Annotated in this window: 8 protein-coding genes, 8 tRNA genes and 1 rRNA gene; 16 read left to right on the top strand and 1 reads right to left on the bottom strand. The window is 37.6% G+C overall.

Annotation, left to right across the window (positions count from 1 at the left end):
* Nucleotides 1-30 precede the first annotated feature (30 nt).
* The 16 genes from rrf (at nt 31) to glmS (ending at nt 9,482) form a co-directional block, all read left to right on the top strand.
* Nucleotides 31-146, top strand: a 5S ribosomal RNA gene (gene rrf / locus DN389_RS24790).
* A gap of 9 nt (nt 147-155) precedes the next feature.
* Nucleotides 156-230: transfer RNA gene (locus tag DN389_RS24795), tRNA-Asn, on the top strand.
* A 4-nt stretch (nt 231-234) separates the two neighbouring features.
* Nucleotides 235-307 (top strand) — tRNA-Thr (locus DN389_RS24800).
* A 22-nt stretch (nt 308-329) separates the two neighbouring features.
* Nucleotides 330-404: transfer RNA gene (locus tag DN389_RS24805), tRNA-Glu, on the top strand.
* Nucleotides 405-409: 5 nt separating this feature from the next.
* Nucleotides 410-485 (top strand) — tRNA-Val (locus tag DN389_RS24810).
* 17 nt (nt 486-502) lie between these two features.
* Nucleotides 503-586, top strand: a tRNA-Tyr gene (locus DN389_RS24815).
* Between the two features lie 65 nt (nt 587-651).
* Nucleotides 652-726 (top strand) — tRNA-Gln (locus tag DN389_RS24820).
* 5 nt (nt 727-731) lie between these two features.
* Nucleotides 732-807 (top strand) — tRNA-Lys (locus DN389_RS24825).
* A gap of 90 nt (nt 808-897) precedes the next feature.
* Nucleotides 898-973 (top strand) — tRNA-Ala (locus DN389_RS24830).
* Between the two features lie 107 nt (nt 974-1,080).
* Nucleotides 1,081-2,226, top strand: coding sequence for a glycerate kinase (locus DN389_RS24835; protein WP_149237713.1), 1,146 nt, complete (start codon nt 1,081-1,083; stop codon nt 2,224-2,226).
* Nucleotides 2,227-2,435: 209 nt separating this feature from the next.
* Nucleotides 2,436-3,329 carry an arginase gene (gene rocF / locus DN389_RS24840; RefSeq protein WP_087979131.1) on the top strand — a complete coding sequence of 298 codons (894 nt, stop codon included), beginning with the start codon at nt 2,436-2,438 and terminating at the stop codon, nt 3,327-3,329.
* A gap of 249 nt (nt 3,330-3,578) precedes the next feature.
* Nucleotides 3,579-4,400: a diadenylate cyclase CdaA gene (gene cdaA / locus DN389_RS24845; RefSeq protein ID WP_001115707.1), complete on the top strand. Its 822-nt coding sequence runs from the start codon at nt 3,579-3,581 to the stop codon at nt 4,398-4,400.
* Nucleotides 4,393-5,856, top strand: a complete 1,464-nt coding sequence (locus DN389_RS24850; RefSeq protein WP_149237714.1) for a CdaR family protein — start codon at nt 4,393-4,395, stop codon at nt 5,854-5,856. The genes cdaA and DN389_RS24850 overlap by 8 nt, the downstream gene beginning before the upstream one ends.
* On the top strand, nt 5,849-7,195 hold the full coding sequence (glmM, locus tag DN389_RS24855) for a phosphoglucosamine mutase (RefSeq protein WP_000521484.1): 1,347 nt from the start codon (nt 5,849-5,851) through the stop codon (nt 7,193-7,195). The genes DN389_RS24850 and glmM overlap by 8 nt, the downstream gene beginning before the upstream one ends.
* A gap of 286 nt (nt 7,196-7,481) precedes the next feature.
* Nucleotides 7,482-7,667 (top strand): hypothetical protein, encoded by a 186-nt coding sequence (locus tag DN389_RS24860; RefSeq protein WP_001208183.1) that lies wholly within the window; start codon nt 7,482-7,484, stop codon nt 7,665-7,667.
* Nucleotides 7,668-7,679: 12 nt separating this feature from the next.
* Complete coding sequence (gene glmS / locus DN389_RS24865; RefSeq protein ID WP_000334153.1) at nt 7,680-9,482, top strand: glutamine--fructose-6-phosphate transaminase (isomerizing); 1,803 nt, start codon at nt 7,680-7,682, stop codon at nt 9,480-9,482.
* A gap of 111 nt (nt 9,483-9,593) precedes the next feature.
* Here the strand turns inward: glmS and DN389_RS24870 are convergent, their stop codons facing one another.
* Entirely contained in the window at nt 9,594-12,209 is a 2,616-nt protein-coding gene (locus DN389_RS24870) for an immunoglobulin-like domain-containing protein (RefSeq protein ID WP_149237715.1), read from the bottom strand.
* Nucleotides 12,210-12,743: the final 534 nt, after the last annotated feature.

Raw genomic sequence — 12,743 nt, forward strand, 5'->3', positions numbered from 1 at the left:
ATCTAGTTTTGAAGGAATATGCCTTCATAGTTTGGTGATGATGGCAGAGAGGTCACACCCGTTCCCATACCGAACACGGAAGTTAAGCTCTCTAGCGCCGATGGTAGTTGGGACCTTGTCCCTGTGAGAGTAGGACGTCGCCAAGCAATTATTAATCCGCAGTAGCTCAGTGGTAGTGCTATCGGCTGTTAACCGATCGGTCGTAGGTTCGAGTCCTACCTGCGGAGCCATTATGCTTCCATAGCTCAGCTGGTAGAGCACTTCCATGGTAAGGAAGAGGTCACCGGTTCAAGCCCGGTTGGAAGCTTGGGAAGAGTTTTAAAATTTTTGGCCCGTTGGTCAAGTGGTTAAGACACCGCCCTTTCACGGCGGTAACACGGGTTCGAATCCCGTACGGGTCACCACTTTTGGAGGATTAGCTCAGCTGGGAGAGCACCTGCCTTACAAGCAGGGGGTCGGCGGTTCGATCCCGTCATCCTCCACCATATATATTTTAAATGTCGGAGGGGTAGCGAAGTGGCTAAACGCGGCGGACTGTAAATCCGCTCCTTCGGGTTCGGCAGTTCGAATCTGCCCCCCTCCACCATTTTTTTAAAAATAACCTGAGAGGGTTTATTTTTTTGAAAAGATAACCATACTAGTAAATATTAATGGGCTATAGCCAAGCGGTAAGGCAACGGACTTTGACTCCGTCATGCGCTGGTTCGAATCCAGCTAGCCCAGCCATTTACGAGCCATTAGCTCAGTTGGTAGAGCATCTGACTTTTAATCAGAGGGTCGAAGGTTCGAATCCTTCATGGCTCACCATTTTCGCGGAAGTAGTTCAGTGGTAGAATACAACCTTGCCAAGGTTGGGGTCGATGGTTCGAGTCCATTTAGGCCCACCATACAACTTTTGGGGCCTTAGCTCAGCTGGGAGAGCGCCTGCCTTGCACGCAGGAGGTCAGCGGTTCGATCCCGCTAGGCTCCACCAAAAAGCTATTTTAAATAGCAAATGGTATGTTCTTTGAAAACTAGATAACAGTTTCATATTTGTCATTTAAAATGGAGAAAACGCGAAAATAAAGGATGGGGATAATTGTGAAAGTTGTTATTGCATCTGATTCATATAAAGAAAGCTTAAAAGCTATAAAAGTATGTGAAGCTATTGAAAGAGGATTTGGAGCAATTTTTCCTAAAGCAGAGTACGTAAAAATACCAATTGGAGATGGAGGTGAAGGAACGGTTGATTCACTTGTGGATGCTACAGATGGAAGAATGATACCCCTTCATGTGACAGGACCGCTTAGAGAACGTGTACAAGCCTTTTACGGTATGTCTAAAGATAAAAAGACAGCGTTTATTGAAATGGCAGCAGCATCAGGATTACAACATGTTCCGGTTAAAAAGCGAAACCCACTTATTACAACGACTAAAGGAACAGGAGAACTTATACTACATGCGCTAGACGAAGGAGCTGAGCACATTATTTTAGGACTTGGCGGAAGTGCTACAAATGATGGCGGAGCTGGTATGTTGTCAGCTTTAGGAGTCAGGTTTATAAATGGAAAAGGGGAAGTAATAGAGCCATCTGGAGGAACATTACATTCGATTGTCGCTATTGATTTTTCATGCATGGATGCACGCTTAATGCATATAAAGATAGAAGCAGCATGTGATGTAGATAATCCGTTAGTTGGAATAAGGGGAGCATCTTTCGTATTTGGGAGGCAAAAGGGTGCGAATGCAGAGATGATGAAAGAGCTGGATGAGAATTTAAAGCATTATGCGAATATCCTTAAACAATACTTATCTTGCGACGTATCTGAAATACCTGGCGCAGGAGCCGCAGGAGGAATGGGAGCAGCTGTTATTGCAGTGTTAAAGGGAAGCTTGCGGAGAGGAATTGAAATTGTATTAGACTATACAAATTTTAATAAGCATATAGAAGGTGCAGATTTAATTATAACTGGCGAAGGAAGAATAGATGAACAAACAGCATATGGAAAGGCCCCTGTAGGTGTTGCGGAGCGTGCAAAGCATTTTCGTATTCCTGTCATTGCTATTGGAGGATCTGTATCTCCGAATTATTCAGCTGTTCATGAAAAAGGAATCGATGCAGTATTTAGTATTACAGCGAGTCCTATGACATTAGAAGAGGCATATAAAGTAGCGGAAGAGAATATCGAAATGACAGCAAAGAATATTGCCACAGTATGGAAAATAGCATCAGAAAAACACTTCTAAATGTAGGAGTGTTTTTTATTATTATTTAATAATAATGATGGTAGTTGTTTCATTAAGTTAACTTTATACATAGAATAGTCTTGAAATTTGGTTTTTAAAGCGAATATAAGTGAATAATTTGTATATCCATACAGAAAAATGTCGAGTTGAGTCAGACTATATAAAAGATTTAAAATATTTAGTGAAGGCATAAAAGGGGGATACTATCTATGAAAAAAGAAATCTCAGTTATTGGAGTTCCAATGGATTTAGGACAGATGCGTCGCGGGGTAGATATGGGGCCGAGTGCAATCCGTTATGCAGGCGTAATTGAAAGAATTGAAGAAATTGGATATGACGTTAAAGATATAGGAGATATATGTATAGAGAGAGAAAAAGAAGTAGATGTAAATACAAACTTAAGAAACCTTACACAAGTTGCAACTGTATGTAACGAATTAGCAAGTAAGGTGGATCATATTATAGAAGAGGGACGTTTTCCACTTGTATTAGGTGGTGACCATAGTATCGCAATTGGTACATTAGCTGGTGTTGCGAAACATTATAAAAATTTAGGTGTTATTTGGTACGATGCACATGGTGACTTAAATACAGAAGAAACTTCACCATCTGGAAATATTCATGGCATGTCACTTGCAGCAAGTTTAGGGTATGGACATCAAACGCTTGTAGATTTATACGGGGCATATCCAAAGGTGAAAAAAGAGAATGTTGTAATTATCGGTGCACGTGCATTAGATGAAGGAGAAAAAGACTTTATTCGCGAGGAAGGTATTAAAGTATTCTCGATGCACGAGATTGATCGTATGGGTATGACGGCTGTTATGGAAGAAACAATCGCTTATTTATCTCATACTGATGGTGTACATTTATCATTAGATTTAGATGGTCTTGATCCTCATGATGCACCAGGAGTTGGAACGCCTGTAATTGGTGGCCTATCTTATCGTGAAAGCCATTTAGCAATGGAAATGTTAGCGGAAGCTGATATTGTCACATCTGCTGAGTTTGTTGAAGTAAATACCATTTTAGATGAGCGAAACAGAACGGCAACAACGGCAGTTGCTTTAATGGGTTCTTTATTCGGTGAAAAACTAAAATAAATGTAAGAAAAGCAACTGAGAAGTTGCTTTTTTTATTTGAAAATAAGCGTATAATAATGATTTATATTATACTGTACAATAATAATGTTTGACATCTTGCCAATTTAGACTAAAGGGGGGTTGTTTGTAATTGTCGTTTGTTTCATGTATGGTATAATTAACTAGTTGTTGGAAATACATACAGATAGAGCATAAAACAATATTTCAATATATGGATAGAATTGCTCGTAAGTAGGAGGAAGGGTTAGCATGCCTTTTGAAGATACGACCATTTTGAAATATCTTAGTACGGTATTAGATATTGCCGTTGTATGGTTTATTATATATAAGCTAATTCTCATAATCCGAGGGACGAAAGCTGTTCAACTTTTAAAAGGGATTACAGTTATTATTGTCGTTCGGATGATCAGTATTTTCCTTGAATTGCATACGCTTTATTGGCTAACTGAGCAAGTATTAACGTGGGGATTTTTAGCCGTTATTATTATTTTCCAGCCAGAATTGCGAAGAGCACTTGAGCAGCTAGGACGCGGGAGTTTATTTTCGCGTGTTGGAACTCATGAGGATGATGAACCTGAAATCGTTGCAACAGCGATAGCGAAAGCAACGGAATATATGGGGAAACGTAGAATTGGTGCATTAATTACTTTGTCAAAAGAGACTGGTATGGGTGATTATGTGGAAACAGGTATTCCGCTAAATGCACACGTATCATCGGAATTACTTATTAATATTTTCATTCCTAATACACCTCTTCACGATGGAGCGGTTATTATGCAAGGAAGTACCATTAAAGCAGCAGCGTGTTATCTTCCGTTATCGGAAAGTCCGTTTATCTCTAAGGAACTAGGAACTAGGCATCGCGCTGCAATGGGAGTTAGTGAAGTTACTGATAGTATTACAGTAGTTGTGTCGGAAGAAACTGGCCAAATTTCTTTAACGAAAAATGGTAAGTTGCATCGTGATTTGAAGACAGAACAACTGAAAGATATGTTGTTAGCTGAATTTAGTGCGAGCGAAAAAACGACTTCTTCGTCTTTATGGAATTGGAGGAGAAAGCGTCATGGATAAGTTAATGGAGAATCATTGGTTTTTAAAAGGGATCTCATTACTATTGGCGTGTATGCTTTTTATGTCAGCGACTTTAACTGAAAAAAATACGACATCGGGGATAATACCTTTCGCAAATGATGCGAAAGAAACCTTAACTAATTATGCCATTAATCTTAAGTATGATGAAGAGAAATATATTGTAAGTGGTATTCCGTCAGAGGGCGTTAAGGTGAAGTTAGAGGGCCCAAAAGCAGCAGTTGCTACAGCAAAAGCGAAAAAACAATTTGATATACCAGTTGATTTGAGAGATAGCGAAAAAGGAACTTATGAAGTTTCTTTGAAAACGAACGGGCTTCCAGATGATGTGAAAGGAACAGTTCAGCCATCAACAATTAAAATTACTCTACATGAAAAAGCGAGAAAATACGTTCATGTAGACTTAAAATTATCAAATGAGGATCAAATGCCAGCGGGTTCAACTCTTGAAAAATCAAACATTAAACCTGATACTGTTGAGGTAGTTGGGACGAAAGAAGAAATTGAAAGTATTTCATCTGCTAAGGCGTATATTGATTTAAAAGGTGTTAATAAAACTGTTACAAAAACAGCCGAAGTTACATTATACAATAGAGAAGGAAAACGTTTAAATGTAAGAACGAGTCCATCTAAAATTAGTGTAACATTGAATGTGGCGACGCAAGCTACGGCCAATAATACTGAAAAAACTGTTCCTGTAACGTATACGAAAAAGGGGAGTTTACCAGAAGGATTGGCCGTTACAAATATTAGCATTGAGCCGAGAGAAGTAACAATAGCAGGTCCAAAAGATATCTTGGATAATATACAATCGATAGAGGGGGTCGAAGTAGATCTTAGTCAATTGACAGAGTCTACAACATTCGATACCTCTGTTTTATTGCCAAAGGGTGTAACAAGTGCAAAACCGAATCAAGTGAAGGTTTCGGTAGGAGTGCAAAAAACAAAACAAACGAAAACAAGAACGATTGATGGTATATCAATTCAAAAAAATGGACTTTCTAAAGATGTTACGGCCCAGCTACTTTCACCGCAAGATGGGAAGATAAGCGTTGATATTTCAGGAGAAACAAGTATAGTAGATAAAATAACAGCTGCTCAAATAACAGCAGCCATTAATCTGCAAAATGTATCTCCGGGGACGAAGGATGTTTCTATTCAAGTGAGCGGTCCTGGTAATATTTCAATAGAGCCAAAGCAAAAAAGTGCCAAAGTCACAATTGTGAAGAAAGAAAATCCAGATAAAGAAGTACAGGGTAACGGTGAAAAACCAGATTCAAATAATAACCAAGATAATCAAACTGAAAAACCAAAAAATCCTGAACCTGAACCTAAGCCTGACACGGAACAGGAACAAAATAAAGATAAAGAAACTAGTCAAGAGCCAACAGTAGATAATCAAAAAGAGCCAGAAAAAGGAGCGAATCATAATGGGTAAATATTTTGGTACAGATGGAGTACGCGGGGTTGCGAACCAGGAGTTAACACCTGAATTAGCGTTCAAAATTGGACGTTTTGGTGGTTATGTATTAACAAAAGATACAGATCGTCCAAAAGTAATTATCGGCCGTGATACACGTATATCAGGACATATGTTAGAAGGAGCTTTAGTAGCAGGTCTATTATCAACTGGAGCAGAAGTAATGCGCCTTGGTGTTATTTCTACACCAGGTGTTGCTTATTTAACAAAAGCGTTAGATGCACAAGCAGGTGTTATGATTTCTGCATCTCATAATCCAGTACAGGATAACGGAATCAAATTCTTCGGTTCTGACGGTTTTAAATTAACAGATGAGCAAGAAGCAGAAATCGAAGCTTTATTAGACAAAGAAGTTGATGAACTACCACGTCCAACAGGTACGAATCTTGGACAAGTGAGTGATTATTTTGAAGGCGGACAAAAATATTTACAATATATTAAACAAACTGTAGAGGAAGATTTCTCTGGTTTACATATCGCTTTAGATTGTGCGCATGGTGCTACGTCTTCTTTAGCTCCATACTTATTTGCGGATTTAGAGGCTGATATTTCAACAATGGGAACTTCACCAAACGGCATGAACATTAACGATGGAGTAGGTTCTACGCATCCAGAAGTATTAGCTAAATTAGTAAAAGATAAAGGCGCTGATATCGGTCTTGCCTTTGATGGTGATGGTGACCGTTTAATCGCTGTAGATGAAAAAGGAAACATCGTTGATGGCGATCAAATTATGTTTATTTGTGCGAAGTACATGAAAGAAACTGGTCAATTAAAGCATAATACAGTCGTTTCAACTGTTATGAGTAACTTAGGTTTCTACAAAGCACTTGAAGCTAACAATATCACAAGTGATAAAACAGCAGTTGGTGACCGTTACGTAATGGAAGAGATGAAGCGTGGTGGTTACAACTTAGGTGGAGAACAATCGGGTCATATTATCTTACTTGATTACATTACAACTGGTGATGGAATGTTAAGTGCACTTCAATTGGTGAACATCATGAAAATGACGAAAAAACCATTATCTGAGCTTGCAGGTGAGATGACAAAATTCCCACAATTACTAGTAAACGTTCGTGTAACAGATAAAAAATTAGCATTAGAAAATGAAAAAATTAAAGATATTATTCGTGTTGTAGAGGAAGAAATGAACGGTGATGGCCGCATTCTTGTTCGTCCATCTGGAACAGAGCCACTTATTCGTGTAATGGCAGAAGCACCAACACAAGAAGTGTGTGACGCATATGTACATCGCATTGTAGAAGTTGTGAAAGCTGAAGTTGGCGCTGAATAATTCAATAAATTTATGAAAAGGGAGCACAAGAAGTGCTCCTTTTTCATATGTTTTATAGACGATGAAAAAAATTTCATTGACGGTTTATCTATGTTTGTTATAAGATGGTCTTGTTCTTTTTCTCAAAGGAAATATTGTAAATTATAGAAGCGCCAGAACTACAAGTAGTGTAGTTGACGAGGTGGAGTTTATCGAGATTTCGGCGGATGACTCCCGGTTGTTCATCACAACCGCAAGCTTTTACTTAAATCATTAAGGTGACTTAGTGGACAAAGGTGAAAGTGTGATGAGAGAAAAGGAACGGATACAAACTAGCTGTATAAGTATATACGGACTTAAACCCAATCGAGAGGAAGGTGAAAGCCGTTACAAGCTTACAGGGCTAGCAATATGTAATCCGTTTTTTAGTATAAATAAAAATGGTATCGGACTATGTCGTTACATGTTCGCAGAGCAATGTAAGCATTTGTAACGGCGACTAAACATGTGTGGAATCGTAGGATTTATTGGAGAGCAAGATGCAAAGGAAATTTTATTAAAAGGTTTAGAAAAGCTAGAATATCGTGGATATGATTCAGCAGGTATTGCAGTACAAGCAGAAAACGGTGTTGTTGTATACAAAGAAAAAGGTCGTATTGCAAAACTTCGCGAAATCGTAGATGAGAACGTAGCAGCAAGCGTGGGAATCGGTCACACACGCTGGGCTACACATGGTGTTCCAAGCAAAGTAAACGCGCATCCGCATCAAAGTACATCAAAACGCTTTACACTAGTTCATAACGGTGTAATTGAAAACTATGAATTAGTGAAAAAAGAATATTTACAAGATGTAACGTTCGTAAGTGAAACGGATACAGAGATTATCGTACAGCTTATGGAACAACAAGTGAGCACAGGATTAAGTGTAGAAGAAGCGTTCCGTAATACGCTATCTCTTTTACATGGCTCTTATGCGATCGGATTACTTGATGCTGAAAATCCAAACATGATTTATGTTGCTAAAAACAAAAGCCCGCTATTAGTAGGTGTTGGTGACAACTTTAATGTTGTGGCGAGCGACGCTATGGCGATGTTACAAGTTACAGATCAATTTATCGAATTAATGGATAAAGAAATCGTAATCGTAACGAAAGAAAGTATTACAATTAAAAACTTACAAGGTGAAACGATTGAACGTGCACCGTTTACAGCGGAATTAGACGCAAGTGATATTGAAAAAGGAACATACCCTCATTTCATGCTTAAAGAAATCGATGAGCAACCACTTGTAATCCGTAATATAATTCAAAAGTATCAAGATGAAAATGGCGAGATTGAACTGAATGCAGACATCCGCAATGCGATTTTAGATAGCGATCGTATTTACATCATTGCATGTGGAACAAGTTATCATGCAGGTCTTGTTGGAAAACAATTTATCGAGAAGTTTGCAAAAATGCCAGTTGAAGTGCATGTAGCAAGTGAATTCTCTTATAACATGCCATTATTAACAGAAAGACCATTCTTCATTTATATTTCACAAAGTGGTGAAACAGCTGATAGCCGTGCAGTACTTGTGCAAACAAATGAAATGGGGCATAAAGCATTAACGATTACAAACGTACCTGGTTCTACACTTTCTCGTGAAGCTGATTACACACTTCCGTTATACGCGGGACCAGAAATCGCAGTTGCATCAACGAAAGCGTACACAGCACAACTTGCAGTACTTTCAATTTTAGCTGCGGACATTGCTAAAGCAAAAGGCGAAGTTCTTGATTTCGATTTAACACACGAATTAGGACTTGTAGCAAATGCAATGATAGAACTTTGTGATCAAAAAGAAGAAATGGACGCATTAGCAAAACAATTTTTAGCAACAACTCGTAACTGTTTCTTCATCGGACGTAGCGTAGACTTCTACGTAGGATTAGAAGGTGCGTTAAAGCTAAAAGAAATCTCTTACATCCAAGCAGAAGGATTTGCTGGAGGAGAATTAAAACACGGTACAATCGCCTTAATCGAAAATGGTACACCAGTTATCGCACTTGCTACACAAGAGCACGTAAACCTTGGAATTCGTGGTAACGTGAAAGAAGTAGTAGCACGCGGAGCTAACCCATGTATCATCTCAATGAAAGGCTTAGAAATGGAAGGTGACAGCTTCGTATTACCAGCTGTACACGAAGCACTAGCACCGCTAGTAGCAGTTATTCCATTCCAACTTATCTCATACTACGCAGCACTTCATCGCGAGTGTGACGTTGATAAGCCGCGTAACTTAGCTAAGTCTGTTACAGTTGAGTAGGAGATTAGTAGGTTAATAATTGCTGTAAAAAATAATGAAGAAATTAGTTTGGATTAATAAAAAAGCCATTATCACTTCATAGTGATAATGGCTTTTAATATTTAGAAAAGATTATTTAATAACTTTTTTAAATTTACGACCAAAAGTAATTAACATACCTGCAAGGATTGCTAATATGCCTGCTGCTGTTGCATTATTTGAACTTGCACCTGTTTTTGGAAGCTCTTTAATGGTATCTTTTTTGTTTTCCAAAGTACTACTAGTATTGTTATTGCTACTAGTATTATTATTGTCAGAGACGTTTCCAGAATTAGTGTTGTTATTGTCATTATCAGAACCGTCTTCAGTGTCTTTGTCTTTCACAATAACTTTTTGTGTTGCGGTTACTTCATTTCCACTTGCATCACGAACTAGGAACTTTACTTCGAAATTTCCCGCTTTAGATGTATCAACTTCGCCCATATGAATTACTTTATCAGTAATATCACCATCTTCATTATCGATAGCTTTAACACCAGCAAGTGGGTTGAATTTATCACCCACATTGATAATTATTTCAGCAGGTACCGTTAAAACTGGAGCTTCATCTGTAGGCTCTACTTTCTGTTTTACAGTTACAGTTTGTTTAGCGGTAACAGTATGTCCTTTAGAGTCAGAAACAGTATAAGTTAACTCGTACGTACCCGGTTTAGAAGCATCAACGCTGCCGTCAACGGTTACTTTATCAGTAATGTCACCATCTTCATTATCGATAGCTTTAACACCAGTAAGTGGGTTGAATTTATCCCCTACATTGATAGTAGCTTCAGCAGGTACCGTTAAAACTGGCACTTCATCTGTAGGCTCTACTTTTTGTTTTACAGTTACAGTTTGTTTAGCGGTAACAGTATGTCCTTTAGAGTCAGAAACAGTATAAGTTAACTCGTACGTACCCGGTTTAGAAGCATCAACGCTGCCGTCAACGGTTACTTTATCAGTAATGTCGCCATCTTCATTATCGATAGCTTTAACACCAGCAAGTGGGTTGAATTTATCCTCTACATTAATAGTAGCTTCAGTAGGTACCGTTAAAACTGGCACTTCATCTGTAGGCTCTACTTTTTGTTTTACAGTTACAGTTTGTTTAGCGGTAACAGTATGTCCTTTAGAGTCAGAAATAGTATAAGTTAACTCGTACGTACCTGGTTTAGAAGCATCAACGCTGCCGTCAACGGTTACTTTATCAGTAATGTCGCCATCTTCATTATCAATAGCTTTAACTCCGGCCATTGGATCAAACTTATCCCCTACATTAATCGTTGCTCCAGTAGGTACAGTTAATTTCGGTTCCATATCTGGAGTTTCTTCATTTTCTTTCACGATTACGGATTGTGTAGCTGTAGCATTAACTCCCTTAGAATCAACAACCCAATATTCTACAATATATTTACCTGGTTTAGATGTATCCACATTACCTTTATATTTAACTTTATTAGTTAAATTACCATCTTCCTTATCAGTTGCAGATACACCAGCCATTGGATCAAATTTTTCACCAACACGAAGTGTACTAGTAAATGGCACAGTTAATTCGGGTGCTTCATTTTTTATTTCTACTTTCTGCTTCACAGTTACAGTTTGTTTAGCGGTAACGGTATGTCCTTTGGAATCTGAAACAGTATAAGTTAATTCGTACGTACCCGGTTTAGAAGCATCAACGCTGCCATCAACTGTTACTTTAGAAGTAATGTCACCGTCTTCTTTATCAGTAGCAGCTACTCCCGTCATAGGGTTAAATATATCACCTTCAGTAATTGTGGTTACAGTAGGTACTTTGAGTTCTGGTGCTTCATCTATCGGTTTAAGTTTCTCTCTTACAATTAACGTAGCAACTGTACTTGCTGTGTTTCCGAAAGAGTCTTTCACTTTATAATACACTTTATAAGTACCCGGTTTATTTACAGAGCCAGTATAATACTCATATTCTACTTTAGAAGTAATATCACCATCCTCAGGGTCAGTGGCCTTAACACCAGCCATTGGATCAAACTGTTCACCTTCAGTAATTACAAATTCATCTGGAGTTGTAATTACTGGGGACTGGTCTATTACTGTTATAGTTCTAGTTTTTAGATCCATTTTCCCTTGAGAATCCATTAGGTAATACGTTATATAGTAAGTACCAGGCTTGCTTGTATCTAGCCCATTATCATAAGTTATTTTATGAGTCAGATCTCCTTCTTCCGAATCTGAACCCTTTACACCCTCCATCGGATCAAATGAATCACCAATATTAAGTGTAATTTTATCACGTTTTATAAATATAATTGGAGCGGTATTATCAACGTTCTTATATGTAACTACTACACGTTGTTTTTGAACAACAGTATTACCCTCATCATCTGAAATGGTAAAAGTTAATTCATAATCTCCCATTTTAGTTAAGTCTACTTTATCATCACCTGTATAAGTTACTCTTGAAGTAATATCCTTACCGTTTTTATCTTTAGCCCATACATCTTTCATAGGATCAAATGTATCACCTACAAAAACAACATTTTGAGGAGGAACAAACAGTGTAAGTTTCTTATCTTCTGCTCTTTCCTGTACTGGTTCACTAACTTTTAATGAATCTGTCGTTTGTGCACTTGCGTTACTTGTTCCTGCTATCATTGATGTAGCTAATGTTGCTGTTGCCACAATTCCTACTAGTTTCTTTGATTTTGCTGTTGCTGTTGCCTTCCCCATTTTAATAAGCCTCCGTTATTGGAAAAATTAATATTTTTATAATATTCAATGATATCTTACCGTAATTTATCCAATATATGTATAAAAAGATTGGCTTATATGTAGATATTTACAAAGTTAAATTTATAATTGTGATTGTCACATTTTGATTCTATTAAGATAAGTTTATATTGATGACGAGAGCCTTTATGAAGATGGTTTGAAAATTATATTTAAATAGAATATCAATATAAAATGATTTATTGAATTATATATAAACCTGTGGAGAGAAGATAAAATTATTTCTACTGTGTTTAATATAATGACAGCATTTAATTTAACAGAATTGCAGAATAAAATGAGAAATAGGATCGCCGGAATCACATGAACTATCCTTACATAAAACAAACTTTGAAAATTGGGAGTAAGAGTTAAGTGCCAATGAAGAAGAATTACATTATTTGTTGTTTTTAAATAAAGTTATGATGTTTATAAAAAAGACGCGATGTTTCAAAGAAAGTTGCGATAAAAAAAGAAATTACTCTTTTTAAACAA

Origin of the sequence: Bacillus sp. AY3-1, assembly GCF_008368785.1 — a bacterium.
In the GTDB taxonomy this organism is placed as follows: domain Bacteria; phylum Bacillota; class Bacilli; order Bacillales; family Bacillaceae_G; genus Bacillus_A; species Bacillus_A wiedmannii.

What these genes read in the sequence shown, in the direction of transcription:
- glmS (WP_000334153.1), top strand. Translation starts at nt 7,680, where the DNA reads ATGTGTGGAATCGTAGGATTTATTGGAGAGCAAGATGCAAAGGAAATT.
- DN389_RS24850 (WP_149237714.1), top strand. Translation starts at nt 4,393, where the DNA reads ATGGATAAGTTAATGGAGAATCATTGGTTTTTAAAAGGGATCTCATTA.
- rocF (WP_087979131.1), top strand. Translation starts at nt 2,436, where the DNA reads ATGAAAAAAGAAATCTCAGTTATTGGAGTTCCAATGGATTTAGGACAG.
- glmM (WP_000521484.1), top strand. Translation starts at nt 5,849, where the DNA reads ATGGGTAAATATTTTGGTACAGATGGAGTACGCGGGGTTGCGAACCAG.
- DN389_RS24860 (WP_001208183.1), top strand. Translation starts at nt 7,482, where the DNA reads ATGAGAGAAAAGGAACGGATACAAACTAGCTGTATAAGTATATACGGA.
- DN389_RS24870 (WP_149237715.1), bottom strand. Translation starts at nt 12,209, where the DNA reads ATGGGGAAGGCAACAGCAACAGCAAAATCAAAGAAACTAGTAGGAATT.
- cdaA (WP_001115707.1), top strand. Translation starts at nt 3,579, where the DNA reads ATGCCTTTTGAAGATACGACCATTTTGAAATATCTTAGTACGGTATTA.